Source organism: Microbacterium neimengense (genome assembly GCF_054782995.1).
The window spans coordinates 1011778-1035510 of sequence record NZ_BAAGRK010000003.1 but is presented as its reverse complement, the minus strand read 5'-3'; the positions used below and the strand labels follow the sequence as shown (position 1 = coordinate 1035510).

26 protein-coding genes are annotated in these 23733 nt (G+C 69.7%); 10 read left to right on the top strand and 16 right to left on the bottom strand.

What is annotated here, in order from left to right; translation table 11 throughout:
* Position 1: 1 nt before the first annotated feature.
* The gene (dnaB, locus tag ACYVJS_RS07745) at positions 2 to 1366 is read right to left on the bottom strand and encodes a replicative DNA helicase (protein ID WP_309734083.1); all 1365 of its coding nucleotides are present in this window, start codon (positions 1364 to 1366) and stop codon (positions 2 to 4) included.
* 553 nt (positions 1367 to 1919) lie between these two features.
* Between dnaB and ACYVJS_RS07740 the strand changes: the two genes are divergently transcribed.
* A complete protein-coding gene (locus ACYVJS_RS07740; protein ID WP_460739281.1) occupies positions 1920 to 2882 on the top strand; it encodes a hypothetical protein in 963 nt (320 codons plus the stop codon).
* 97 nt (positions 2883 to 2979) lie between these two features.
* On the top strand, positions 2980 to 4488 hold the full coding sequence (locus ACYVJS_RS07735; RefSeq protein ID WP_460739279.1) for a hypothetical protein: 1509 nt from the start codon (positions 2980 to 2982) through the stop codon (positions 4486 to 4488).
* A 66-nt stretch (positions 4489 to 4554) separates the two neighbouring features.
* Here ACYVJS_RS07735 and rplI read toward each other — a convergent pair whose 3' ends face one another.
* The 4 genes from rplI to rpsF are packed head-to-tail and all read right to left on the bottom strand — an operon-like array spanning position 4555 to position 6180.
* Positions 4555 to 5007, bottom strand: coding sequence for a 50S ribosomal protein L9 (gene rplI, locus ACYVJS_RS07730; protein ID WP_137418537.1), 453 nt, complete (start codon positions 5005 to 5007; stop codon positions 4555 to 4557).
* Positions 5008 to 5018: 11 nt separating this feature from the next.
* Positions 5019 to 5273: a 30S ribosomal protein S18 gene (rpsR, locus tag ACYVJS_RS07725; RefSeq protein ID WP_137418536.1), complete on the bottom strand. Its 255-nt coding sequence runs from the start codon at positions 5271 to 5273 to the stop codon at positions 5019 to 5021.
* Positions 5274 to 5299: 26 nt separating this feature from the next.
* Positions 5300 to 5818 carry a single-stranded DNA-binding protein gene (locus ACYVJS_RS07720; RefSeq protein ID WP_234074055.1) on the bottom strand — a complete coding sequence of 173 codons (519 nt, stop codon included), beginning with the start codon at positions 5816 to 5818 and terminating at the stop codon, positions 5300 to 5302.
* 5 nt (positions 5819 to 5823) lie between these two features.
* Complete coding sequence (gene rpsF, locus ACYVJS_RS07715) at positions 5824 to 6180, bottom strand: 30S ribosomal protein S6 (protein WP_137419238.1); 357 nt, start codon at positions 6178 to 6180, stop codon at positions 5824 to 5826.
* A gap of 189 nt (positions 6181 to 6369) precedes the next feature.
* On the opposite strand from rpsF, the gene ACYVJS_RS07710 reads away from it, so the two are divergent.
* A complete protein-coding gene (locus ACYVJS_RS07710; protein WP_460739276.1) occupies positions 6370 to 7359 on the top strand; it encodes a hypothetical protein in 990 nt (329 codons plus the stop codon).
* Complete coding sequence (locus ACYVJS_RS07705; RefSeq protein ID WP_460739274.1) at positions 7356 to 8417, top strand: hypothetical protein; 1062 nt, start codon at positions 7356 to 7358, stop codon at positions 8415 to 8417. Before ACYVJS_RS07710 ends, ACYVJS_RS07705 begins: the two co-directional genes overlap by 4 nt.
* An 18-nt stretch (positions 8418 to 8435) precedes the next feature.
* Here the strand turns inward: ACYVJS_RS07705 and ACYVJS_RS07700 are convergent, their stop codons facing one another.
* From ACYVJS_RS07700 to ACYVJS_RS07675, 6 genes are all read right to left on the bottom strand, one after another.
* Entirely contained in the window at positions 8436 to 9182 is a 747-nt protein-coding gene (locus tag ACYVJS_RS07700) for an amino acid ABC transporter ATP-binding protein (protein WP_460739272.1), read from the bottom strand.
* Positions 9179 to 10039, bottom strand: coding sequence for an amino acid ABC transporter permease (locus ACYVJS_RS07695; RefSeq protein WP_307321328.1), 861 nt, complete (start codon positions 10037 to 10039; stop codon positions 9179 to 9181). Before ACYVJS_RS07695 ends, ACYVJS_RS07700 begins: the two co-directional genes overlap by 4 nt.
* Positions 10040 to 10041: 2 nt before the next feature.
* Entirely contained in the window at positions 10042 to 10896 is an 855-nt protein-coding gene (locus ACYVJS_RS07690) for an ABC transporter substrate-binding protein (RefSeq protein WP_460739270.1), read from the bottom strand.
* Between the two features lie 67 nt (positions 10897 to 10963).
* Positions 10964 to 11401, bottom strand: a complete 438-nt coding sequence (locus ACYVJS_RS07685) for a cupin domain-containing protein (protein WP_460739268.1) — start codon at positions 11399 to 11401, stop codon at positions 10964 to 10966.
* On the bottom strand, positions 11398 to 12699 hold the full coding sequence (locus ACYVJS_RS07680; protein ID WP_460739266.1) for an amidohydrolase family protein: 1302 nt from the start codon (positions 12697 to 12699) through the stop codon (positions 11398 to 11400). The genes ACYVJS_RS07685 and ACYVJS_RS07680 overlap by 4 nt, the downstream gene beginning before the upstream one ends.
* Positions 12696 to 14120, bottom strand: a complete 1425-nt coding sequence (locus tag ACYVJS_RS07675; protein ID WP_460739264.1) for an adenosylhomocysteinase — start codon at positions 14118 to 14120, stop codon at positions 12696 to 12698. Before ACYVJS_RS07675 ends, ACYVJS_RS07680 begins: the two co-directional genes overlap by 4 nt.
* Before the next feature lie 150 nt (positions 14121 to 14270).
* Here ACYVJS_RS07675 and ACYVJS_RS07670 point away from each other — a divergent pair, with 150 nt between their 5' ends.
* Positions 14271 to 14735, top strand: a complete 465-nt coding sequence (locus tag ACYVJS_RS07670) for a hypothetical protein (RefSeq protein WP_460739262.1) — start codon at positions 14271 to 14273, stop codon at positions 14733 to 14735.
* Positions 14736 to 14940: 205 nt separating this feature from the next.
* Positions 14941 to 15564 carry a hypothetical protein gene (locus ACYVJS_RS07665; RefSeq protein WP_460739260.1) on the top strand — a complete coding sequence of 208 codons (624 nt, stop codon included), beginning with the start codon at positions 14941 to 14943 and terminating at the stop codon, positions 15562 to 15564.
* On the opposite strand, the gene ACYVJS_RS07660 is transcribed toward ACYVJS_RS07665, so the two are convergent.
* From ACYVJS_RS07660 to ACYVJS_RS07650, 3 genes are all read right to left on the bottom strand, one after another.
* On the bottom strand, positions 15565 to 15969 hold the full coding sequence (locus tag ACYVJS_RS07660; RefSeq protein ID WP_460739258.1) for a DUF779 domain-containing protein: 405 nt from the start codon (positions 15967 to 15969) through the stop codon (positions 15565 to 15567).
* Positions 15970 to 16113: 144 nt separating this feature from the next.
* Positions 16114 to 17661 (bottom strand): acetaldehyde dehydrogenase ExaC, encoded by a 1548-nt coding sequence (exaC, locus tag ACYVJS_RS07655; RefSeq protein WP_460739256.1) that lies wholly within the window; start codon positions 17659 to 17661, stop codon positions 16114 to 16116.
* Between the two features lie 102 nt (positions 17662 to 17763).
* Entirely contained in the window at positions 17764 to 19089 is a 1326-nt protein-coding gene (locus ACYVJS_RS07650) for a GAF domain-containing protein (protein ID WP_460739254.1), read from the bottom strand.
* Between the two features lie 150 nt (positions 19090 to 19239).
* On the opposite strand from ACYVJS_RS07650, the gene ACYVJS_RS07645 reads away from it, so the two are divergent.
* Genes ACYVJS_RS07645 through ACYVJS_RS07635 form a run of 3 tightly spaced genes read left to right on the top strand, consistent with a single transcriptional unit; the run spans position 19240 to position 20854 of the window.
* Positions 19240 to 19599: a PadR family transcriptional regulator gene (locus ACYVJS_RS07645; protein WP_460739252.1), complete on the top strand. Its 360-nt coding sequence runs from the start codon at positions 19240 to 19242 to the stop codon at positions 19597 to 19599.
* Positions 19596 to 20705, top strand: coding sequence for a hypothetical protein (locus tag ACYVJS_RS07640; protein WP_460739250.1), 1110 nt, complete (start codon positions 19596 to 19598; stop codon positions 20703 to 20705). The genes ACYVJS_RS07645 and ACYVJS_RS07640 overlap by 4 nt, the downstream gene beginning before the upstream one ends.
* Positions 20702 to 20854 carry a hypothetical protein gene (locus tag ACYVJS_RS07635; RefSeq protein ID WP_460739248.1) on the top strand — a complete coding sequence of 51 codons (153 nt, stop codon included), beginning with the start codon at positions 20702 to 20704 and terminating at the stop codon, positions 20852 to 20854. Before ACYVJS_RS07640 ends, ACYVJS_RS07635 begins: the two co-directional genes overlap by 4 nt.
* A gap of 323 nt (positions 20855 to 21177) precedes the next feature.
* Here the strand turns inward: ACYVJS_RS07635 and ACYVJS_RS07630 are convergent, their stop codons facing one another.
* A complete protein-coding gene (locus ACYVJS_RS07630; RefSeq protein WP_460739246.1) occupies positions 21178 to 21513 on the bottom strand; it encodes a winged helix-turn-helix transcriptional regulator in 336 nt (111 codons plus the stop codon).
* Positions 21514 to 21587: 74 nt separating this feature from the next.
* On the opposite strand from ACYVJS_RS07630, the gene ACYVJS_RS07625 reads away from it, so the two are divergent.
* Positions 21588 to 22241, top strand: a complete 654-nt coding sequence (locus ACYVJS_RS07625) for an FMN-dependent NADH-azoreductase (RefSeq protein ID WP_460739244.1) — start codon at positions 21588 to 21590, stop codon at positions 22239 to 22241.
* Between the two features lie 55 nt (positions 22242 to 22296).
* On the opposite strand, the gene ACYVJS_RS07620 is transcribed toward ACYVJS_RS07625, so the two are convergent.
* The gene (locus ACYVJS_RS07620) at positions 22297 to 23724 is read right to left on the bottom strand and encodes a CCA tRNA nucleotidyltransferase (RefSeq protein ID WP_460739243.1); all 1428 of its coding nucleotides are present in this window, start codon (positions 23722 to 23724) and stop codon (positions 22297 to 22299) included.
* Positions 23725 to 23733: the final 9 nt, after the last annotated feature.

Sequence of the window (23733 nt, the reverse complement as noted above, 5' to 3'; positions counted from 1 at the left end):
GCTACATCCCCGCGGCCATGTCAGTGAAGCGCGAGAAGTGACCCTGGAAGGCGATCTCGATCGTCGCGGTCGGACCGTTACGGTGCTTCGCGATGATGAGGTCGGCCTCGCCGGGACGCACGTCCTTGTCGTACACCGAGTCGCGGTGCAGCAGCATCACCATGTCGGCGTCCTGCTCGATCGAGCCGGACTCGCGCAGGTCGCTCACCTGAGGGCGCTTGTCCTGGCGCTGCTCGGATCCACGGTTCAACTGCGACAGCGCGATGACGGGAACCTGCAGCTCCTTCGCGAGCAGCTTGAGCGCACGCGAGAACTCGCTGACCTCCTGCTGGCGCGACTCGACCTTCTTGCCGCTGGTCATCAGCTGCAGATAGTCGATGATGACCATCTTGAGCCCGACGCGCTGCTTCAGGCGGCGGCACTTGGCGCGGATCTCGACGAGCGTCATGTTGGGGCTGTCGTCGATGTACAGGGGCGCGTCGTTGATGCGGCCGCGGGTGGCGGCGACGGTGGTCCAGTCGCGCTGGTCGAGGGTTCCCTTGCGCATGTTCTGCAGCGGGATGGCCCCTTCGGCGCTCATCAGGCGCATCGCGATCTCGCTGCGGCCCATTTCGAGCGAGAAGAAGATCGCCGGCATGTTGTGCTTGATCGCGGCCGCACGGGCGAAGTCGAGCGCGAGGGTCGACTTACCCATGGCGGGGCGGGCGGCGACGACGATCATCTGACCGCCGTGCAGGCCGTTGGTCAGCTCGTCGAGCTGGGCGAAGCCCGTGGGCACACCGGTCATCGAACCGTCGCGACCGCGGGCCGCCTCGATCTCTTCGACGGCCGCATCCACCGCCGTCGTGAGGGGCACGTAGTCCTCGGTGGTCTCGGCGCCGGTGACCGAGTAGATCTCGGCCTGAGCCGAGTTCACGATCTCGGTCGCCTCGCCCTGACCGGCGTAGCCCATCTGCACGATGCGGGTGCCCGCCTCGACGAGCCGACGCAGCAGCGCACGCTCCGAGACGATCGAGGCATAGTAGCCGGCGTTCGCCGCCGTGGGCACGATGGAGGTGAGCGTGTGGAGGTAATCCGCTCCACCTGCGCGCTGCAGATCACCGGTCTTGATGAGCTCGTCGGTGACGGCGATGACGTCGGTCGGCTCGCCGTGCGAGTAGAGCGTGAGGATGGCCTCGAAGATCAGCTCGTGCTTGGGAACGTAGAAGTCCGCACCGCGCAGGCTCTCGATGACGTCGGCCACCGCATCCTTCGACAGGAGCATGCCGCCCAGGGTGCTCTGCTCGGCGAGCACGTCGTGCGGGGGCGTTCGTTCGTACTCGCGTCGGGGCTCGAGGCGGTCCGCTGGGATGTCGGCGATGGACACGAGTGCCCACACTCCCCTCTGGCGCCGAAAGGCGTCGCTGTTCGAACGTGATCGACCCGCGCTACGCGCACCCGCGCACACGGAAACGGGACGATGCGTAAGCACATCACCCGCCTCCGACACTGCGTCTCCCCTGACGCGCGCGGGGCCGTTTTCTCGGGCCGGCTCTGAAGCCTCCCCCACGCTAAAGTCGGCCCATTTCCCACGCAAACGACCCTGTGGATAACCCTGTGGGGAAATTGCGCGAAACGCCGCGCACCCTGTGGATGAGCACTGTGGATAAGTGGATAACCCTCGCTCCGACACGCCAGTTTTCGAACGCTTGATCTGGGTTTTCCTGTTACCCACACCTGCGGAATGTCATGTGGTTGAAGTCCTGCTTTAAGGTTGCGAAACGACCCGAGTTGTGCACAGGAGCAGCCTCTCGATGACCTGTTCGACGCGACTCCGGCTGCCACGTTTTCCGCCGTTGCGCAAGCCCCCCTGCGACACGCCGGCCCACCAGTAAGTTGCCGGGCACAACTGGCCCTGCCGATGACGCACAGGGGGTGACGTGGACGAGTCAGTGAACGGAACATCGCGACGCGCGGGCCGGATTCTCCTGCTCGCCGCCGGTGTCGGCCTGCTCTGGGCGGGCGTCGCCGTGCTGACCTCCACCTCCTCCGCGCACGCGGACGACGACGATCGCGGCGGCCTCATCGGGCTCGTCGGCGGCGTCACAGGCGCGGCGTCAGACCTCGTCGGCGCGACCACGGGCGCGGTCGGCGACATCCTTCCGCCCGTCGCCCCGGTGACGGATGCGGCCTCGCAGACCGTCTCGACCGTCACCACGACCGTGGCGGACACCGTCGCCTACGTGCCCGAGGTCGTCCCGGATCTCCAGCCCGTTGTCGAACCCGTCGTGACAGAAATCGTGCAACCCGTCGTCACCGACGTCGTGCAGCCTGTCGTCGACGGGGTCGGGGCGATCGTGGAGCCAGTGCCCGTCGTCTCCGACGTCATCGGCGCGATCGACCTTCCGAGTGTGGTTGGTGCCGTTCCCGGCGTGATCGGCTCGGTAGACGACGCCGTGGACACCGTGGTCGGCACGCCCGACCACCCGACGAACGGCGGCCTCCTGCCGACCACCCCGCTACCCGGCACCGACGGCGCCCTCTCGACCCCGCTCACACCGCAAGAGGCGGCGAGCGCAGCCCTGGTAGGCGCGCTGACGGCGGACGCGCGATACGCGATCACCGGCGGAGCCGCGTTCGCCACGCCGGGTGCAGCCGCGTCCGTCAACAGCCTCGATCTCTTCGGCGCACCGCCGCTGCCCGGACACTCCGTTCCCTGGGAGAGCTCTGCGCCCTCCGGGTCGTCTTCCTCGGGCTCCTCGTCCGGCTCGCTGAGCTCCGCTCTCGGATGGGTGGAGAGCTCCGCATGGCCCGGTTCCGCAGGCTCGGCCGTCGCCCCCCGCGACGGCGACGATGATCTTCCCTCCTCGCCGGTCTTCGACACCGACGTCGCCCCCGACTGACCGATTCGGGTCGCGTCCCGCACGCGACACATCCCTGCACGCTCGCGTGCATCCGCGCTTCCGCGCGGTCCGAATCGATCAATCAGGAGACAGAATCATGCGTACATTCGCAAAGCGAGTGCTCCTCGGAGCGCTCATCGGCGGCGGCATCGCCATCGCCGGAGCAACGGTCGCCAACGCGGCCGAGACAGACGGGCAGGACGGCCTGCTCTCGGGCACCCAAGGGCTGATCAACGTGGCGGTGCCCGTCACGGTCAGCGGCAATGCCGTCTCCCTCCTGGGAGACTCCGCGTCGCAGGATGCGGCGACCGAGGTCGCTGCGCCCACGCCCAGCACGGGTTCGAACGAGACATCCGGCAGCGATGGGATCGCCAGCGGCACCCAGGCGCTGGTCGATGTGACGATCCCCGTCACCGTCAGTGGCACGAGCATCTCGCTCACCGGTGACAGCACGTCATCCGGAGCCGAGACGGCTCCCGCCGCGCCGACGTCGGATGCGGGATCGCCCGCCACCACGGACGGCACCGACAGCGTCGCCGGCGGCACTCAGGTGGTCGCACCCGTCACCGCACCGGTCACCGTCAGCGGGAACGCCATCTCGCTGCTCGGCGACAGCGAGACCAGCGATGCCACCACCGCCGCAGGAACCAGCGGATCCGACGGCGCGGACGGCGCGATGACCGGAGGGTCCGATGGCACCGCCAGCGGCACCCAGGTCGTCGCCCCCGTCACCGCACCGGTGACGGTCGGCGGCAACGCCATCTCGCTGCTCGGCGACAGCACCACCAGTGACGCCGCCACGGCGCCCGCATCCACCGGTTCGGGCAGCACCGACGGCGCGATGACGGACGGCACGGACGGTGTGCTGGGTGGCACCCAGGCCGTCGCTCCGATCACGGCTCCCGTGACCGTCGGCGGCAACGCGATCTCGCTCACCGGAGACAGCACCACCACCGATGCCACCACGGCTGCCGGAACCACCGGCTCCAGCGGCGCCGACGGAGCCACGACGGACGGTACGGACGGCATCCTCGGCGGCAGCCAGGTGCTCGCTCCGATCACTGCTCCCGTCACCGCGGGCGGCAACGCCATCTCGCTCACGGGCGACAGCACCTCCACCGACGCCGAAACGGTCGCTCCCACCGGCAGCGGCACGGTCCCGGCGCTGACCTCGGGTGAGGACGGCATCCTCGGCGGCACGCAGCTGGGCCTGCCCATCACGGCGCCGATCACCCTCGGCGGCAACGCCATCTCGGTGACCGGCGACTCGACCACCGAGAACCCGGAAACCACCCCGGGAACCCCTGGTGAGCCCGGCACGCCTGGTGAGCCCGGAACCCCCGGTGAGCCCGGTACCCCCGGCACCCCCGGCACGCCTGGCACCCCCGGAACGCCTGGCACCCCCGGAACCCCGGGAACGCCTGGTGCGAACGGAAACCCCGCCGCGGTGACCGGCGTCGTGAGCGCTGATGCGCGGGCGGCTGACGGATCGCTCGCAATGACGGGCGGAGCGGATGTGGCGGGCCTCGCGCTCGGCGCCTTCCTCCTGGCAGGGCTCGGCGCGCTGATCGCGCTCATCGCCCGCCGCCGTCACGCTCGGATCTGAGGGTGGAAACGGCGGATGGCGGGGAGTCTCACCGACTCCCCGCCATCCGGCATGCCTGAGAAGGCGTTACTTCGCGGCGACCACCTGGAGGGAGATCACGGCGGTCACGTCGTCGCGCAGACGAACCGTGGCCTCGTGCACACCCACCGACTTGATCGGCGACGTGAACTGCACCTTGCGCTTGTCGATCTCGCCGATGCCGGCGGTCTTGACGGCGTTGGCGACGTCCTCGGTCTTGACCGAGCCGAAGAGACGACCCTCAGCGCCCGCCTTGACGGTGAGCTTGACCTTGTCGGCCTCCAGAGCGTTCTTCAGTGCGACGGCGTCCTCGTGGTCGTGGATCGCGCGAGCCTCGCGGGCGGCGCGGATCGACGCGACCTGCTTCTCGCCACCACGGGTCCACGCGACAGCGAAGCCCTGAGGGATGAGGTAGTTGCGGGCGTACCCGTTCTTGACCTCGACCACGTCACCGGCGCTACCGAGCCCGGTGACCTCGTTCGTGAGAATCAGCTTTGCCATGTCGGTACCCCTTACCGGCCTGCGCCAGCGTAGGGCAGGAGCGCCATTTCACGGGCGTTCTTGATCGCGCGGGCGATCAGACGCTGCTCCTGCACCGAGACACCGGTGATACGACGGGCGCGGATCTTTCCGCGCTCCGAGATGAACTTGCGAAGCGTGGCGACGTCCTTGTAGTCAATGACGCCGACGCGGATCGCCTTCGCGGGAGCAGCGTTCTTCGCGCCCTTCCGCGGCTTGCGGCGGTCGCCGCTCGACTTTCCAGCCATGTTGTTTCCTTAAAAGAAGTGTGTTGTCAGAACGGGGTGTCGTCGCCGTAGGCGCCGGGGGCGCCCCATGCGTCGGCACCGTTCGCCGTGTTGTTGCCGCCTGCGGGCGAGCCGGGGGTCGCCCACGGCTCGTCGGCGACCTGGGCGCGCGACTGTCCGCCGCCACCACCGCTGTTGCCACCGGCCGCGCGCGTCACCTGAGCGGTGGCGTAGCGCAGGCTCGGGCCGATCTCGTCGACCTCGAGCTCGATGGAGGTGCGGTTGTTGCCCTCACGGTCCTGGTAGGAGCGCTGCTTCAGGCGGCCGGTCGCGATGACGCGGCTTCCCTTCGTCAGCGAGCCCGCAACGTGCTCGGCGAACTCACGCCACACCGATGCACGAAGGAACAGCGCTTCGCCGTCCTTCCATTCACCCGACGCGCGATCGAAGTTGCGCGGCGTGGAGGCGATCGTGAAGTTCGCGACGGGGAGCCCGTTCTGCGTGTAACGCAGTTCGGGATCGGCCGTGAGGTTACCCACGACGGTGATGACGGTTTCGCCGGCCATGAGCCTTAAGCCTTCGCTGCCTTCGCGGGAGCGGCGGCCTTGCGGGCTGCCTTCTCCTCGGAGCGCTTGGCTTCGGCGGCGACCTGAGCGATCGCCTCTTCGGCACGGAGGACCTTGGTGCGAAGGATCGACTCGTTCAGCTTCAGCTGACGGTCGAGCTCCTGCGTGGCCTCGCTGGTGGCGACGAAGTTGACGACGGCGTAGATGCCCTCGGACTTCTTCTGGATCTCGTACGCGAGACGACGACGGCCCCAGACATCGACCTTGTCCACCGAACCGCCATCGTTGGTGATGACCTTCAGGAACTTGTCGAGGTTGGGGGCAACCTGACGCTCGTCGATCTCGGGGTCGAAGATGACCATGAGCTCGTACTGGTGCGAGTGCGTCACTAACCCACCTCCTTCGGACTAGAACGGCTGCCGGGCACTTCCCGGCAGCAGGAGGGTGTAATGCACGTGCCGGGACACAGACGTATCCAGACAACCTCAGAAGTCTAGCGGATGCGGCTCGCCGCCGCATCCGGGCCTGATCGCGGCCGGTAGCGTGGCGGCATGGAGTGGACCCCGGACGTCTCTGTCGGCGATTGGCTGCGCGAACGGACGGACGATCCATGGCAGGGGACGATGCACGATGTCGTCCCCCGCGGCTTCGCCGCCTATGCCCGCGTGTTCCATCCGACGACGCGGTCGCGTCCGGTCGGGATGGCGTGGCCGCCTCTTCCGCAGGACGAGCACCGCCGCGCATGGGACGCCTTCGCCGATGCCCAGCCGGAGATCGACACCGAGGCTGCCCGGTGGCGCGACGCCGCCGCATCCTTCGGCACCGAACTGCACCCGACGGCGCAGTGGGGCGCGCTGGTCGGCCGCGCGCCGGTGGACGGGCCCGTCTACGGGGCACGCACGCGCTCGGACGACGGGTGGGAGTACGACGCCCCGCGCGAGGGCGAGCTGGATGCGGCGACCCTCGCCGCCATCGGCCGACACCTCGCCGCCCGCGGCACCGCCGTCGGGTACGCCGCCGTGTGGGAAGGATGGGGCGGACTGGTCGGCCATCTCGGGATCGCACCGTCGCGGGCGTTCCTCTCCTCCTCGTCCGATGAGCCGGACCTCGAGCGCCACCAGGAGATGCTCGCCCACGCGATGCACGACCCCTTCAACCGCCCGTATGCGAAGGAGAGCTGGCAGCCCGGCATCCTCGACGACGGCGTCTCGCGTGGGCCACGGTTGTCGCTGCCCGGCCGCGACTACGTGTTGTTCTGGGGCCCGCTGGACGTCTTCGCCGATCCGACCTGGCCGCACGAGGTCCCCTGGCGCGATGCGGAGATGGAGCGGGCCGGATTCGCGCAGTTCGCCGCGTCCCCGTCGCTCATGTGGCCGTCGGATCGGTCGTGGGTGCTGGCGACCGAGGTGGACTTCGACTCCACGATCATCGGCGGCGACGCGGCGCTGATCGAGGCCCTGTGCGCGGATCCTGCGCTCGAAGCCCTCCCGCTGCCCGCGGATTCGTCGCTGCAGTGGGATGCGGACGCGGTGAACCGATGACGCTCGACACGACGCCGCTCACGGCCCCCGTCGACCCCGCCGAGCTGAAGGAGTTCACCCGCAGGAATCCCACCAGGACGGGGCCAGACGACGGAGCCCTCGGCAACGTGATGATGCTGCTCGGGGTGGGCGGGACCGCCTTCGCGCTCTTCGCAATCTTCGTCGGTCTCGTGGGAGAGTCCCTCGAGTTCACACTGCTGTGGGGAGTGCTGCCGTTGCTCGGCGCCCTGCTACTCGCTGCAGGCGGATGGAAGTCGTACAGCGAGGCATTCGAGCGGCACCGGGTCTTCAAGTACCGGACCGACATGTTCGCGCGGTCCAACGGTCTCGTCAACGAGTGGAAGGAGATCGACCGCGACCTTCCAGGCGTCATCTTCCACCGCGGCAAGTTCCGCGCGGCCTTCCCCGTCCTGCGCCGCGAAAGCGGCCGCTTCGTCGAGTTCGCGAACTACCGCTACTCGAACCAACGGGGTGCGAAGTACCACTGGGGCTACGTGGCGATCAAGCTCGATACCGCGTTGCCGAACATCGTGCTCGACGCTCTGGGCAACAACGGCCTGTGGGGTCAGTCCAACCTGCCCGTCACGCTCGGCCCTGAACAGCGCCTGAGCCTCGAGGGCGAGTTCGACCAGTACTTCGCGCTGTACTGCCCCGAAGGTTACGAACGCGACGCGCTCTACCTCTTCACGCCGGACATCATGGCGCGGCTCATCGATAATGCTGCCCGACTGGACGTCGAGATCGTCGACGACTGGTTGTTCCTGTACGGGAAGCGTCCCCTGGTCACCACGGACCCCGCGACCTGGACGTGGCTCATGACCACCGTCGATGCCGTCACGCAGAAGCTCGACCGATGGACGCGTTGGCGTGATGACAAGCTGCCGGAGACCGCATCCGACGAGCCGCTGCCTCCGCTGCTCACCCCACCGCCCGTTGTCGCCGCCGGCGGTCGGCGTCTGCGCCAGAAGCGGGAGCTACTCAAGGGCCTGCTCATCCTGGCGGCTTTCGTCGGCGCCTACGTGCTGGCGCTCGTCTTCCTGTTCTCCCTCGGCCGCTGAACCCAGCGCTGCACGGGGTCAGGCGAGGGCGCCGCCACGGCGTTCGCGCTCGAGGAAGCGGATCGTCTCGGGATGCTGCGGGGCGTCGAACACCTGCGCGGGAGTTCCCTGCTCGATGATCGTGCCGCCCTGCATGAACACGATGCGGTCGGCCACCTCCCGTGCGAACGACATCTCGTGCGTCGCCATCAGGATGGTGGAGCCGCGGGTCTTGAGTTCGCGCACCAGATCGAGCACCTCGCCGACCAGCTGCGGGTCGAGCGCGCTCGTGATCTCGTCCAGCAGCAGGAGCTCGGGATCGGTCATGATCGCGCGCACGATGGCGACGCGCTGCTGCTGCCCGCCCGAGAGGCGGTCGGGGAACTCGCGCGCCTTCGCCCCGAGGCCCAGCGTCTCGAGCAGCTCCATGCCGCGCGCACGCGCCTGCTCCCGCGGGACCCCGTGCACGCGGCGCGCCGCAAGGGTGACGTTGTCGATCACGCGCAGATGCGGGAAGAGATTGAAGTGCTGGAACACGACGCCGATGCGGGCGCGCACCGCATCCTGATTGACCGTGGGATCGGTGATGTCGTCCCCACTCAGCAGGATGCGGCCGTCGTCAACCCGCTCGATGAGGTTGATCGTGCGCAGCAGCGTCGACTTGCCCGAGCCGGAGGCGCCGATGAGCACCACGACCTCGTGCTGGGCCAAGCTCAGATCGATGCCGCGCAGCACCTGGTGGTCGCCGAAGTCCTTGCGCACGCCGATGACGTCGAGAACGCTCACACGACACCCCCGGTCTGCTCACGGCGGGCGAGGCGTGCCGAGACCCAGTCGGTGAGGCGGATCATCGGCAGGCTCATGGCGACGAACAGGAGCCCCGCCACGATGTACGGGGTGAAGTTGTAGGTGGCGGCGACCTGGATCTGGGCGGCGCGCACGGCGTCGACGGCACCGAGGACGGAGATGAGTCCCACATCCTTCTGCATCGACACGAAGTCGTTCATGAGGGCGGGCACGACCTTGCGCACACCCTGCGGGATGACGACGATGCGCAGGGTCTGCGCGTGGCTGAGTCCGAGCGAGCGGGCGGCGATGCGCTGCGAGGGATGCACCGCCTCCATGCCCGCGCGCAGCACCTCGGCGACATACGCCGAATAGGTGAGCACGATCGCGATCGTGCCCCAGAGCACCACCGGCACGCGGCCGAAGATGCCGAGAGCGGGGATGCCGAACCCGACGAGGTACAGCACGATCAGCAGCGGCATGCCGCGGAACAGGTCGGTGTAGACGGTCGCCAGGGCCCGGAGCGGGAAGAAGACCGGCCCGCGCAGCGAGCGCATCACCGCGAGCAGGGTGCCGATCACGGCGACCGCGAGGGCAGCGACCAGCAGCACCTGGATGTTGACCCACAGCCCGGCGAGCACCGAGGGGAAGGCGGCGAGCGCGATGTCGACGTCGAAGAAGCTTCGGCGCACGTCCTCCCAGCCGGGGCTGGAGACGATCGCGTAGCCGATGACGGCCACGAAGACGACGGTGCTGGCGAGCGCGATCAGCACCGATCTCGTGGACTGCCGGCGCCGCGTGGCGCGCCGGGCGAGCTCGAGCTCGCTCGGCTGCCACGCGGCGTCGGTGGTGGTCATGTTCAGCCGAGGACCGGAACGTCGACGGCTTCGCTGAGCCAGGTCTTCTGCAGCTCGTCGAGCGTGCCGTCCTCGCGGAGTTCGTCGAGCGCCTTCGACACGGGGTCGGTCAGCTCCGAGCCCTTGGGCAGCACGTAGGCGAGCTGGTCGCCGCCGGTCGTGTCGGCGAACTGGCCGAGGATCTTGCCGCCGTCGAGCTCTGCGTTCGCGAGGTAGAAAGCGGTGGGCAGGTCGATGACGAACGCGTCGATCTGGCCGGACTGGAACGCGAGCACGACGTCGTCGTTGTTGTTGAAGACGCTGAGCTTGTCGGTGCCGAGTTCCTCGGCGGCGACGGTGTAGCTGGTCGTGCCGCTCATGACGCCGACCGTGTACCCCTTGAGCTGGTCGATCGTGGTCGCGTTCGCCGCGGCCGAGCTGTCGGAGGTGACGACGGCCTGCGAGGTCGTGTAGTACGGCGACGAGAAGTCGACGGCCTGCTTGCGCTCGTCGGTCACGGAGAACTGCTGGATGTTGAGGTCCCAGTCCTTGGGTCCGGGCGCGATCGCGCTGTCGAACGTGGAACGCACCCACACGACGTCGTCGGCCGAGAAGCCGAGCTTCTCCGCCAGCGCGTAGGAGACGGCCGACTCGAAGCCCTTCTGGTTGGAGGGGTCGTTGTCGACGATCCAGGGGTCGTAGGCCGGCTCACCCGTCGCGATGGTGAGCTTGCCCGCGGTGAGGGTGGGCAGCGATCCGTCCTCGGATGCGGCGGGGGCGGACTCCCCCGCGAAGGCGCAGGCGGTCAGGGCGAGCGCGGCGACGGCGCCGAGGGCGGTGCCGAGGGTCAGACGCCGGAGGCGGGAGGTCGTGATCACGGGGACTCCAAGCAGGAAGAGGGGTGTCGGGTCGGGCGTCGGCGGGTTGCTGTGTCGGACGCCGCGCTCAGCCTAAATCACGCGCGAGTCGCCAGTCCTCGAAGCTGAAACCTGGCGAAACGACACAGCTCACCAGCACTTCGGCGTCGCCCCCGAGGCGGGCCGACTGCCACACGCCGGCCGGCACCGTCACCTGCGCGAGGTGTCCGGCCGCGAGGTCGGAGCCCAGGGTGACGGTGCGCTCGGCGATCGGCTGGTCGCCGTCGCCCCCGAAGCTCAGCTCGAGGGTTCCGGGTCCGTGCCAGAGCCAGATCTCGTCGCTCGTGACGACGTGCCATGCGCTGTGCTCGCCGGGGGTCAGCAGGTAGTGGATGCAGGTCGCCGCCGGCCTCGGGCCCGCGGGCGTCTCCACGCCCGCGGTCGCGGTCCACATCCGGCGGAACCACCCGCCCTCGGGATGCGGGGCGAGATCGAGGGTGACGGCGGTGGCGGGACGGGTGCTCATGCGCTGACTCCGGTGTGCTCGGTGAAGGAGGGTGTCGTGTGCCGGAACCCGCCGCTGATCACGGTGGCCGCGGCATGACCGGCGCCGTCGGTGGCAAGGTGCTCGATCGTGTCGTCGATCGTCGTCACGGGGATGTCGAGGAAGGCGAGGTCGGCGAGAGCTCCGACCGCGAGGTAGCCGGTGCGATCGGGGCCCGTGTCGATGCCCATCGCGTGCGCGCCGCCGAGGGTCGCCGCCCGCAGCAGCTGCGCCGCAAGCCCGCGGTCGGAGTAGCCCTGCGCCCTGGCGATGCGGTGCAGCGCCGCCACATCCGCCAGCAGGTCGAGCGAGGGACTCGAGGAGAGCGAGTCGGTGCCGACGGCGATGCCGTTGCCCTCGGCGAGGTAGGCGGCCACAGGAGGCTCGTCGAGGCCGATGACCGCGTTGGAGCGCGGGCACAGCGCCACCGAGGTGCCGCGGGCGCGCAGCAGCGCGCGGTCGCGCGCGGTCATGTAGACGCCGTGCGCGATGTGGCAGTCGGGTCCGAGCACACCCAGCTGGTCGACGAACTCCGTCGCACCCGTGCCGAAGCCGTCCCCGCGCAGCTCGCGGAAGCTGCCGGCGCGGCGCTCCTGCCACGGCGTCGGATGCGGAGCGCCCGATTCGCGCTCGAACGCGGCCTCACCGAGGTGGAGATGGATGCGGCCGCCGCGCTCACGCACGATGTCGGGGATCTCCAGAAGCGGCTCGACGTCGAGCGAGTACGGCGCGTGGGGTGAGAGCCCGGTGCCGGGTGGGGAGGGAAGCGCGTCCAGCGCCGCCTCGACCTGCGCTCTGCCGGTCGCCGCCCAGTCGGCGTTCGTCCAGCTCATCACCTCCCAGTAGGTGATGCCGTGCAAGCCTGCGTCGTGGAGCACTCCGGCGGCGGGTGCATCGGTGACGATGTCGGCGACAGCGGTGGTGCCCGCCTCGATCACCGCGCGCGCTCCGGCGTCCGCGTCCGCCTTCCAGTCGTGTCCGCGCTCGTAGACCGGGTCGAAGGCCGCCGCCCAGTCCTCGAAGCCGCCGTAGCTGCCGCGTCCCACCTCGGCCATGCCCGTGTACTGCAGGTGCGAGTGCGCGTTGACGAGTCCCGGCAGGAGCACGCCCGGCCAGTGCACCTCGGTGAACGAGGCGCCGCGGGCGGTGAGCTCGCGACGCACCCAGTCACGGTCGCCGACGTGGCGGATGCGGCCGCCGCTGACGGCGATCGCCCCCTGCGGGATCGGCGGCGCGGTGATGGGCAGCACCAGATCGGCCGAGTACAGCACGACGCTCATCCGCGGGTCTCCTCGTAGCGGGCCGAGCGCCAGTCCGCATCCGTACCGGCGGAAGCGGTGCGCTCGTCGATCCGCACGCCGCGGGCGGCGAGCGCCGCACGGCCGACACGGTCGTCGATCTCGGACGGGAGGGCATGCACACCGACGCCTGGGCGGGTGCGCAGCAGATGGTCGAGGGCCGCGAGCTGCACCGCGAACGACAGGTCCATGATCTCGATCGGGTTGCCCTCGGCGGCGGTGATGTTCACCGCTCCGCCACCGCCGAGCACGAGAGCAGCGGATGCGGCGGCGGCCGCCGTCACCTCCCCCGGCACGCCGCCCGCGACCGCGACCGCCACCGCACGCTCGGCGATCGCCGCGTCGATCGTGCCGGCGACGCCCGTGGCCGACACGACGAGCGCGCCGTCCGCCAGCTCGGATGCGGGGCCGACCGCATAGCCGTCGTGGCGCGCCGTGAGGGCCCGCACCGGGTCGACCTCGGCGACGGCCACGCTCGCGCCCAGGGCGCGCAGGTATGCCGCGACGCCCTCGCCGACGGGGCCGTAGCCGATGACGAGAGCCGGTTGGTCGCGCACCGTCAGCCCGCGCTCATCGAGAAGATCCGCGACCGCGAAGACGCAGGAGAACCCGGTCCCGTAGCGGTTGTCGAACCGGGTCTTAGCGGCGGCGTCGTTGACGGCCATGACCGGGGTGCGCAGTTTCCCTGCCACATCCATGCGCCGCAGCGGCGTGAGCCCCGAGGTCGTCTCCTCGTTCGCACCGATCCAGGAGGCGGCGATCGCGGGGTCGATCTCGTGGGCGAGGCGGATGAGGTGCGAGCCGTCGTCGATGAGAATGTCGAAGCCGCGGCGCAGGAAACTCTCGGCCGCGGCACGCTCCTCGAGACCCGACAGGTCGGCGCCGCCGTCGACGGGAATCCCCCTCTCCGCGAGCGCCGCGGCGACGGCCGCATCCGTCTCGTCGGGGTGCCCGTAGACCGCGACGTCGGCGCCGCGAGAGCGCAGCAGGAGCGCCAGCTGGGCCGTCTTCGGCTCGAGCACCATGCACACGCCGATGCGGAGGCCGCGCACGTCGATCTGATCGGCGAGGGCGGCAGAGACCGGCATGTGAGCCGCGGCGAAGGCGATGCGTGCGGCGGCATCGGGCCGTTCGGGCAGCGGCGCACCGCCCAGGAGAACGGGCACGTCCGTGGGATCCGCGTCGGGGGGAAGCGCCGCGAAGTCGAACCGCAGCATCCCCGCATCCGCGGCCGACCCCGTCGTCACGACCGCACCCAGGTCGTGCAGCAGATCCGTGAGTCGCTCGGCGACGGCGCGGTGTGCGGGCGAGGCGTCGACCCGCACGGTGCGCGAGGCGACCATGAGATTCGTGCGGCGGGCGAAGCGACGCACGATCGCCTCCGCGATGCGCGTCGTATCCACCGCCATAGCCTACGTCGATCCTTAGCACAGAATGAGATCCCTCTCACGGGGGGACGTCGCGCGGCTGCGGCCCTTTAGCGTGAAGAGCGGGGGCGTCTTCCGTGATGGGGGCGGACCCACGTCCGCACACGCAGCACACGGAGGATCCTCATGCGCAAACTCGCACCCCTGGCCCTTTCGGCCATCGCCCTTCTCGCCCTCGCCGGTTGCGCGGGCGGAGGCAACGGCGGCGGCGGCGATGCCGGCGCCTCGTCGCAGTCCGTCCAGGAGGCGTGCTCCATCGCCCAGGACAAGCTCAGCGACGCTCAGAGCAAGCTGAGCGAATCGATGTCGGCGGCGGCCTCCGGTGACAGCGAGGCCACGACCGACCTGTTCGAGACGGTGCAGAAGGGGCTCGACGATGCCCTCGCCGAGATCACCAATGCCGACGTGAAGAAGCCGCTGCAGGCCGTCTCCGACGAGTACAAGACGATCGGCGAGTCGATGTCGGCCCTCGCCGCCGCCGGCTCCGACCCCTCCAAGCTCGACGAGCTCACCAAGATCAACGACGACGTGCAGGCCTCGAGCGAGCGCCTCAAGACGGCGTCCGACGAGCTCACAAAGCTCTGCGCCTGAGTCTCGCGACTCACACGAACGAAGGGATGCGGCCCGCAGGGGTCGCATCCCTTCGTCGTTCTCGTCGGTGACCGTTCGTGCGGCGGAACCGACAGATTCTGCGCCCGTGGACGTCGGAGGCTCTCCGGCCTGATGGACTCCCTGCGGCTTCGTCGCGCGAGACCGGGATGCAGGTGCGCGGCGGAGCCCTCGGAAGGAGCCACGGATGTTCGCAGGAATCCGACGGGGATGGACCCGTTTCGCCGACGCCCGCCCCACGTGGGCGCAGCTGATCGTGTTCTCGCTGCTCAACGTCGGAATGACCGTGCTCCAGCTCGTGCTGATGCCCGTGTTCAAGGCCGTCTTCGCCCTCACGCCGCTCGTGGACACCGGATTCCAGGCGCTGCCCATCGGCTCCGACTACTTCATCTTCGACTACGCGGCCGGCGCTCTTCCGGCGGGCGGGGGCGGCCTGGCCTACTTCCTCGCGGTGCAGCTCACGCTCGCGATCGCGCAGGTCGTGAACTTCTTCGCGCAGCGCACCATCACCTTCAAGTCCAACAGCAACCCGTGGTGGGCGGCGCTCTGGTACACGCTCGCCTACGTCGTGATCACGTTCGGCGCGGCCGCCCTGCAGGGCTTCTACAAGGCGCCGGTCTACGACCTGTTCATCACCGTCTGGGCGATGGGCGCGACGGGCGAGGCGCTGGCCGACGTCGTCACGATGCTCATCAACGCCCTCATCTCGTGCGCCGTGTTCTTCCCCATCTTCAAGATCATCTTCCGCCGCGATCCTGACCCGGAGGTCGTCGTGACCCCCGCCCCCGCGCGCGAGCGCGTCGGCGTCTGATCACCGCGCCGCGAGGCCGAAGGCTTCGAGTTCGGCGGGATCCAGCATCCGGGAACGGATGAGGAACCGCATGCCTGTCGGCGACTCCACGCTGAATCCGGCACCGCGCCCCTGAACGGCATCGATCGTCAAGTGCGTGTACTTCCAGTACTCGAACTGCGACTCGGACATGAAGACCTCGATGGGTGCGAGGTCGGCGACATGCAGCGCGCCGAGTCGCACGTCGCTCGGCCCGATGAGGAACATTCCGACGGGGTAGCACATGGGTGCGGAGCCGTCGCAGCATCCGCCCGACTGGTGGAACATGAGCGGTCCGTGCTGCGCGGTCAACTCCGCCAGCAGGGATGCGGCCGCATCCGTCACCGCGACGCGCTCGGCCGTCCGCTCGATCGGTGCCTCGTCCATCCCTCTCCCCTTCCCTTCATGTCCCACTTCCCGCATCCCGTGTCCCACTTGCCGCAGGTTTCACCCCTGATTCCTGCAGAAAGTGGGACACGGATGCGGTGGGCCTGCGCGAAGGGGGACATGCCCCGGCGCGGTGGGCCTGACTCAGAAGAAGCCCATCGGCCCGTCGGCGTAGGAGACGAGCAGGTTCTTCGTCTGCTGGTAGTGATCGAGCATCTTCAGGTGGTTCTCGCGTCCGATGCCCGACTGCTTGTATCCGCCGAAGGCCGCGTGCGCCGGGTACTGGTGGTACGTGTTCGTCCACACGCGCCCGGCTTCGATACCGCGCCCGGCGCGGTACATCGTGTCGGCCGAACGGCTCCAGACCCCGGCGCCGAGCCCGTAGAGGGTGTCGTTCGCGGTGTGGATGGCGTCGTCGAAGTCCTCGAAGCTCGTCACCGACACGACCGGACCGAAGATCTCCTCCTGGAAGATGCGCATGCTGTTCTGGCCCTCGAACACCGTCGGCGCGACGTAGTAGCCCTCCGACAGGTCGCCGCCGAGATCTACGCGCTCTCCTCCCGCGAGCAGCTTGGCCCCCTCCGCCTTGCCGATCTCGATGTACGACAGGATCTTCTCCAGCTGGTCGTTCGAGGCCTGCGCGCCGATCATGGTCGCGGGATCCAGCGGGTTGCCCTGGACGATCTTGCCGACCCGCTCCAGGCCGTCCCCGAGGAACTGGTCGTAGATCGAGCGCTGGAGGAGGGCGCGACTCGGACACGTGCAGACCTCGCCCTGGTTCAGCGCGAAGAACGTGAACCCCTCCAGGGCCTTGTCGTAGTAGGCGTCGCGGTCGCGTGCCACATCCTCGAAGAAGATGTTCGCGCTCTTGCCGCCGAGCTCGAGCGTCACCGGGATGAGATTCTGCGAGGCGTACTGCATGATGAGCCGGCCCGTCGTGGTCTCACCCGTGAAGGCGACCTTCCGGATGCGCTTGTGCTGCGCCAGCGGCGCCCCCGCCTCGATGCCGAAGCCGTTGACGATGTTCACGACGCCGGCCGGCAGAAGATCGCCGATGAGATCGAAGAGGAAGAGGATGGATGCCGGTGTCTGCTCGGCGGGCTTCAGCACGACGCAGTTGCCGGCGGCGAGAGCAGGGGCGAGCTTCCAGGTGGCCATGAGGATCGGGAAGTTCCACGGGATGATCTGACCCACCACGCCCAGCGGCTCGTGGAAGTGGTACGCGACGGTGTCCTCGTCGATCTGGCTGAGCGAGCCCTCCTGCGCCCGCAGGACCCCCGCGAAGTAGCGGAAGTGATCGACAGCGAGCGGGATGTCGGCGGCGAGCGTCTCACGCACCGGCTTGCCGTTCTCCCACGTCTCGGCGACGGCGATCTTCTCGAGGTTCGCCTCGATGCGGTCGGCGATCTTGTTGAGGATGTTCGCGCGATCGGCGGGTGTCGTCTTCTTCCAGCTCTCGAACGCCTGCCACGCCACATCCACGGCGCGGTCGATGTCCTCGCTCGTGCCCCGACCGACCTCGCAGAACGGCTTGCCCGTGACCGGGGTGATGTTCTCGAAGTACTGGCCCTTGATCGGCTCGACGAACTCCCCGCCGATGTAGTGGCCGTAGCGGCTGCGGTACTCGGCGACCGACCCGCGGGACCCGGGTGCGGCGTAGACGCTCGAGACGCCGTCTTCAACGATGGTCATGTCATCTCCTTCGACGATCAGGACGGAGGCGGCATCAGCGCCGCGCTCGTTGCCCGAAACCGTAAGCACCCCCGGGTTGCATCGGGTTGCGCGCCGGGATGACTAGGCGCCGAGCTGCTCCAGGCGCGCGACGATCGGCCCGCGACGCGGCGAACGCGGGGCGAGCATCTCGAGGCAGAGGCGCAGCGCGTCCGCATCCTCGCGTCCCTCATCCGTGTCGACGTAGGCCAGCAGCACGTCGAGCCCCGCCCCGGCGAGGAGGGATTCGCGCAGCGCCGCCTGCACGCTCTGCCGCAGCTCCTCCACCCCCGGGGCGCGGGAGTCCGGCAGCACGGGGCCGCGATACGCCGTGAGGGCTACGCGGTGCGCGCCACGGTCCAGGAGGGAGACGACGTGGTCGGCGTCGGTCTGCAGGGGACTCGTCAGCCGATACGGCCGGGATGCGGGGATCAGTGCCGGTGCCACCGCGTCGAGCACCCGGCGCAGCCGCACCATCTCGGGGCGTAGGGTCTCCACCGGCGCGGCTTCACCGTAGACGAGGGCGGCCAGGCGTTCCGCGGAGAGTCCCTGCTGGTGCACCGCCAGCATGAGCAGGATCTCCGCGTGCCGCGCGCTCAGCTCGGTCACGGTGCCACCCCGGTCGTCGACGACGTCGAGCACGGCGAGGTCACGCCCGAGCACGCGGAGGGTGGCGTGCTCGGACGCCCCGCGCGTGCGCCGTGTCGAGTGGCTCTTCGCGGCCGGTTCGGCGCGCGCCCGCAGTCTGGCCACCAGCAGCTCCCCCTCGATCGCCCGCGCCGTCGCGTCGACGAGCAGCTGCGCCTGCGGTGTCGTGGCCTCGGCGCCCCCGGTCACATCGATGACGCCGAGCACGCGCCGGCTCTCGGGGTCGCGCACCGGCGCCGCCGTGCACGACCACGGCTGGACGAGCCGGTTGAAGTGCTCGGCTCCGCGGATCTGCACGGAGCGCTCGAGCGCGAGGGCCGTGCCCGGCGCCGAGGTGCCCACGGCCTCCTCCGACCAGTTCGCCCCCGCGACGAAGCCCATGTCGCCGGTGAGGTCGCGGATGCGGCGATCGCCCTCGACCCACAGCAGGCGGCCCGCCGCATCCCCCACCGCGACGACGACGCCCGACTCGTCCTTGTCGCCCGGCAGCAGCAACTGGCGGATCATGTCCATGACGCTCGCGAGGGGATGCGTGCGCCGGTACTCATCGAGTTCGTCCGAGATGAGATCCAGGGGCGGCACGGCCTCCACGCCGACGAGACTCCGCGCCGAGCGCTGCCAGCTCTCGCGGACGAGACCGCGCACGGCGGTAACCCTCGGATCCTGGGCGTTGCCGCCGACGAATTCCTCGTGCGCGCGCTCGATGAGCAGGCGCGAACTCTCGGCCGACGCCTCGCGACGCAGAGACCAGGGCGAGGGCACAACGACTCCGATCGACGGTGACCAGGTCGCTTCAGTGTAGGCACGCCGCGCACGTGGCGACAGGGGCGGTTGTGCGACACGCGGTACCGTACTGCTCGCACTACTGTGCAGTGCGTGGTACCTTGCTTCGCAGACAAGAGAGGGGCGCGGATGGACACCACGCAGCTGTTGAAGGGGGTGCTGGATGCCGCGGTGCTCGCGGTCGTCCAGCACGAGGACGCCTACGGGTACGACATCGTGCGACGCCTACGCGACGCCGGGCTCGGAGAGGTGGGCGACGCATCCGTGTACGGAACGCTTCGCCGGCTCTACAGCGCCGGGTCGCTCTCGAGCTACGTGGTGCCCTCGGACGGCGGTCCGCACCGCAAGTACTACGCCATCAACCCGCAGGGGCGCGCCGCGCTCGACGCGCAGCGCGAGGACTGGACCTCGTTCTCGCTCGCACTGAGCACGCTGCTCGACGCCTCTCGTAAACCCGCCGCGCTGCGCACGATCGGAGAAGGACGATGAACGCCACGACTGAGCCCCGGGCCGACATCCCGACCTTCGCCGCCGCCGTGCGCGCGGAGCTGAACGATCTGCCCGTCGACGAGGTCGACGACCTCCTCGACGGCCTCGAAGCCGACCTGTCCGAGCAGGCGGAGGACAGCGGCGAGGCGTTCTCGCTCCCGGATGCGGCGACCTACGCCGCGGAGCTCCGTGCGGCCGCGGGACTTCCCGAGCGCAGCACCGGTCGGACAGCGAAGGTGACGGTGCGCGAACGGCTCGAACGAACCCGGCGGGCGGCGGCGACCCGCATCCGCGCGTCCCGCTTCGGGTCCGCGACCCTGGACCTGCTCGTGTCGCTGCGGCCCGTCTGGTGGCTCGCGCGCGGTGTGGCGTTCTACCTCATCCTGATGTCCCTCACTCTGCCGCTCACGGGCCGCGTGGAGTACGTGCCCACGAACGTCGTGGCATGGGTGGTCCTGGCCGTCCTCGTGATCGTCAGCATCCAGTGGGGACGCGGTCTTTGGCTGCCTCGCCGCTGGGTGCGGGGGCTGCGCGGTGTGCTGAATGTCGCGGCGACGATCGTCGCGGCGATCGCGCTCATCGCGGCACCGACCGTGCTGCCGCAGTACTTCGCCGCACAGGCGGCGCCCGCCTACGCCTACCCGGGCGACACGACCCAACCCGGTCTCGTCCTGGACGGGGAGCGCGTACGCAACCTCTACGCGTATGACGCCGAGGGCAACCCCATCGAGGACGTACAGCTGTACACCGACCAGGGAACCCCGCTCACCACCGTCGGCATCGAGGGTCGGACGAACGGCTGGTGGTGGGACGAGTACTTCCTCGGCGGCGGAGGCCCCGTCACGACGGCCTACGAGGGCACGGGACGCACCCCTCTGTGGAACGTGTTCCCACTGCGCGAGGCCACCGGGGTGAGCACCTGGGATGTGGATACGGCCATCCCGTCCCTACCCCGGGCACCGTTCGCGCAGGTTCCGGCCGTGCCCGCGCAGTCCGAGGCAGCCACGGAGCCGACGCCGACACCGAGTCCGACTCTCGGGGCCAGCACCGGGACGGATACGGCACCCCTTCCTGAACCCGCGCCCGAGACGGAGGTGACGCCGTGAGCATGATCGGTCAGGGTCGCCCGGATGCGTTCGCCAACGGTGACGCCCCCGCGGCTCCGCCGCCGGCCCCCGCCGGACCCGCGCGGATCGTGAGCGTCGACATCAGTCACCTGGTGCGCGAGGCCCTCGAAGCGGACTCTCCCGACTGAGGACCCCCGACCCCCGAGGGCCCTCCTGCCCCTGGGCCCTCCTGCCCCCCTGTTCCCCTGTCACAGATCGACGTTTTCCCGTAGATCTGTGACAGGGGAACGTTGGTGTGTGCGGGGTCACCAACTGGCCATGTCCCACTTTGCGCAGTTCTGGGCCCGCTTTCTTGCGCCAAGTGGGACATGCCCTGCCGGAAGTGGGACATGCTGACGGCGGTGCGGGGCGCGCGGAGCGCGGGCGGTGCGGGCGGTGCGGGACGGGCGGACCGGCGCGCGCGGGCGGGGCAGGGCGGGCGCACCGGAGGGCGGAGGCCGGGACGCGGGCGTCAGCGGGAGGCGGAGAGGTTGCCGTCGGCCCAGGCACCCAGCTGGGCGAGGATCGGCACGAGGCGGACGCCGGCATCCGTCAGCGTGTAGGAGACCGCCACCGGAGGGCCAGCATCCACGTCCCGCACGACCAGGCCGGCGTCGGCCAGCTCGACGAGGCGATCCGACAGCACGGCGTCGCTGATGCCGGTGACGGCCCGGCGCAGTCCCACGAACGACAACGCCCCCTCACCCAGAACGTCGAGGATCATGCCGTTCCAGCGCTTGCCGAGAACGGAGAAGGCGCGCGACACGGCGGCGTCGCACTGACGCTCATCGTGCTGCTCTCCGGCCACGCCCCTCAGTCTAGTCGTGCTAGCGTTCACGTAGCCACTCTCTTTTTCATAGCTACTAGGTCGATTGGAGCACCATGTCCCTCTTCCGTCTGGATGCGAGCATCCTTCCCCCCACCTCCGCCAGCCGCGCCCTCGGCGACATCGTCGAGACGGAGTGGCTCGCCACCCACGCCGACCAGACCGTCGTCCGTCGCGACCTGTCTGCCGAGCCGATCCCCGCCACGGCATGGGCGGCGGCGGTCACCGGCAGGAACCTCCCGGAAACCGACCGCACCGCCGAGCAGCGCGAGGCCCTCGCCCTCGCGACGCGCCTCGCCGACGAGCTCATCGACGCCGACGCCCTCCTGCTGACGATCCCCCTCTACAACTACGGCGTCTCGCAGCACGCGAAGACGTGGTTCGACCTGGCCTACACCGACCCGCGCATCGATCCGCAGGGTACGGCGCTGCGCGGCAAGCCCGCCGTGCTGGTCACGGTGCTCGGCGGCAACTACGACGCCGGCACGCCCAAAGAGGGCTGGGACCACTCCACCGCGTGGCTCCGTCGCGTGCTCGAGGACGTGTGGGGCCTCGACCTGCGCGTCGTGCAGCGCTCCTTCACCCTCGTGGGCGTGAACCCCGCGCTCGATCAGTTCTCCGAGGTCGCCGCCGACATCAAATCCGCCGCCGAGGACGCCGCGCGCGAAGGCGGTCGCTCGATCGCTGCGGCCGCGTCCGCCACGGTCTGAGGCTCCGGCCGCATCCGCTTCGAAACGGATGCGGCCACGCGCCCGCCGCGGGAGCTCAGCCCCGCGCCGCCCACCAGTCGCGCAGGCGACGCTCGCTCTCCTCAGGCCCGAGCACGCCCTCATCCAGCCGCAGATCGAGCAGGAACCGGTACGCCTCGCCCACCTCGCGGCCCGGCGAGATGCCGAGGATGCGCTGGATCTCGTTGCCGTCGAGCTCCGGCCGGATGGCGTCCAGCTCCTCCTGTGCCCGCAGCTCGTCGATCCGTCGCTCGATGTCGTCGTACGCCAGACGCAGCCGCGCGGCCTTGCGCTTGTTGCGCGTAGTCACGTCGGCGCGGGTGAGGATGTGGAGGCGCTCCAGCTCGTCGCCGGCATCGCGCACGTAGCGGCGCACCGCCGCATCCGTCCATGCGCCCTCGGCGTAGCCGAAGAAACGCAGGTGCAGCTCGATCAGCAGGGCGACGGAGTCGATCGTCGCCGAGTCGAACCGCAGCTCGCGCAGGCGCTTGCGCGCCATCCGCGAACCCTTCACGTCGTGGTGGTGGAAGGTGACCGCACCGCCCGGCTCGAGCCGGCGCGTCGCGGGCTTGCCGATGTCGTGCAGGAGCGCCGCGAGACGCAGCGGAACGTCGGGCGCGGCGTCCGGATGCCGGGTGCGCTCGAGCTCGATCGCCTGCCGCAGCACGGTGAGCGAGTGCTCGTAGACATCCTTGTGGTGGTGATGCTCGTCGACCTCGAGGCGCAAGGCCGGCACCTCCGGGAGGAACTGGTTGATCAGCCCCGTCTCGACCAGCAGCCGCAGGCCGCGCACCGGATCGTCGGTCTGCAGCAGACGCACCAGCTCGCTCTGGATGCGCTCCGGGCTCACGATCCCGAGCGTCTCGCGCAGCTCGGTGATCGCCGCGACCGCGTCGGCGTCGACCGTGAAACCCAGCTGTGACGAGAAGCGCGCCGCGCGGAGCATCCGCAGGGGGTCGTCGCCGAAGCTGATGCGCGCATCGGTGGGGGTGCGCAGCACGCCCGCGACGAGGTCCTCGATGCCGCCGTGCGGGTCGACGAGCTGCGGGCCCGGCACCCGGAGCGCCATCGCGTTGACGGTGAAGTCGCGGCGGACGAGGTCGGATTCGAGCGAGTCGCCGAACGCGACGACCGGCTTTCGGGTCTCGCCGTCGTAGGCGTCCGCGCGGTACGTGGTGATCTCGACCTGCTCGCCGCGGATGCGGGCGCCGATCGTGCCGAACGCCCGGCCGATGTCCCACTGCGCGGTCGAGATCGGCGTGACGATGCGCAGGATCTCGTCGGGGTCCGCATCCGTCGTGAAGTCCAGGTCGTGTGTCGTGCGCCCCAAGAGCGCATCGCGCACCGGGCCGCCGACGACGGCGAGCTCGCGCCCCGCAGCGACGAATGCGTCGGCGAGCACGACGACGACGGGTGAGGAGGCGAGAGTGCCCAGCCGCGCGAGACCCTCGGCCATGTTGAGCATGCAACGAGC

Coding starts and splice junctions, on each gene's coding strand:
- ACYVJS_RS07735 (WP_460739279.1), top strand. CDS start 2,980: ATGCGTACATTCGCAAAGCGAGTGCTCCTCGGAGCGCTCATCGGCGGC.
- rplI (WP_137418537.1), bottom strand. CDS start 5,007: ATGGCAAAGCTGATTCTCACGAACGAGGTCACCGGGCTCGGTAGCGCC.
- rpsR (WP_137418536.1), bottom strand. CDS start 5,273: ATGGCTGGAAAGTCGAGCGGCGACCGCCGCAAGCCGCGGAAGGGCGCG.
- ACYVJS_RS07720 (WP_234074055.1), bottom strand. CDS start 5,818: ATGGCCGGCGAAACCGTCATCACCGTCGTGGGTAACCTCACGGCCGAT.
- rpsF (WP_137419238.1), bottom strand. CDS start 6,180: ATGGTCATCTTCGACCCCGAGATCGACGAGCGTCAGGTTGCCCCCAAC.
- ACYVJS_RS07710 (WP_460739276.1), top strand. CDS start 6,370: ATGGAGTGGACCCCGGACGTCTCTGTCGGCGATTGGCTGCGCGAACGG.
- ACYVJS_RS07705 (WP_460739274.1), top strand. CDS start 7,356: ATGACGCTCGACACGACGCCGCTCACGGCCCCCGTCGACCCCGCCGAG.
- ACYVJS_RS07695 (WP_307321328.1), bottom strand. CDS start 10,039: ATGACCACCACCGACGCCGCGTGGCAGCCGAGCGAGCTCGAGCTCGCC.
- ACYVJS_RS07685 (WP_460739268.1), bottom strand. CDS start 11,401: ATGAGCACCCGTCCCGCCACCGCCGTCACCCTCGATCTCGCCCCGCAT.
- ACYVJS_RS07680 (WP_460739266.1), bottom strand. CDS start 12,699: ATGAGCGTCGTGCTGTACTCGGCCGATCTGGTGCTGCCCATCACCGCG.
- ACYVJS_RS07670 (WP_460739262.1), top strand. CDS start 14,271: ATGCGCAAACTCGCACCCCTGGCCCTTTCGGCCATCGCCCTTCTCGCC.
- ACYVJS_RS07665 (WP_460739260.1), top strand. CDS start 14,941: ATGTTCGCAGGAATCCGACGGGGATGGACCCGTTTCGCCGACGCCCGC.
- ACYVJS_RS07660 (WP_460739258.1), bottom strand. CDS start 15,969: ATGGACGAGGCACCGATCGAGCGGACGGCCGAGCGCGTCGCGGTGACG.
- exaC (WP_460739256.1), bottom strand. CDS start 17,661: ATGACCATCGTTGAAGACGGCGTCTCGAGCGTCTACGCCGCACCCGGG.
- ACYVJS_RS07645 (WP_460739252.1), top strand. CDS start 19,240: ATGGACACCACGCAGCTGTTGAAGGGGGTGCTGGATGCCGCGGTGCTC.
- ACYVJS_RS07640 (WP_460739250.1), top strand. CDS start 19,596: ATGAACGCCACGACTGAGCCCCGGGCCGACATCCCGACCTTCGCCGCC.
- ACYVJS_RS07625 (WP_460739244.1), top strand. CDS start 21,588: ATGTCCCTCTTCCGTCTGGATGCGAGCATCCTTCCCCCCACCTCCGCC.
- ACYVJS_RS07620 (WP_460739243.1), bottom strand. CDS start 23,724: ATGCTCAACATGGCCGAGGGTCTCGCGCGGCTGGGCACTCTCGCCTCC.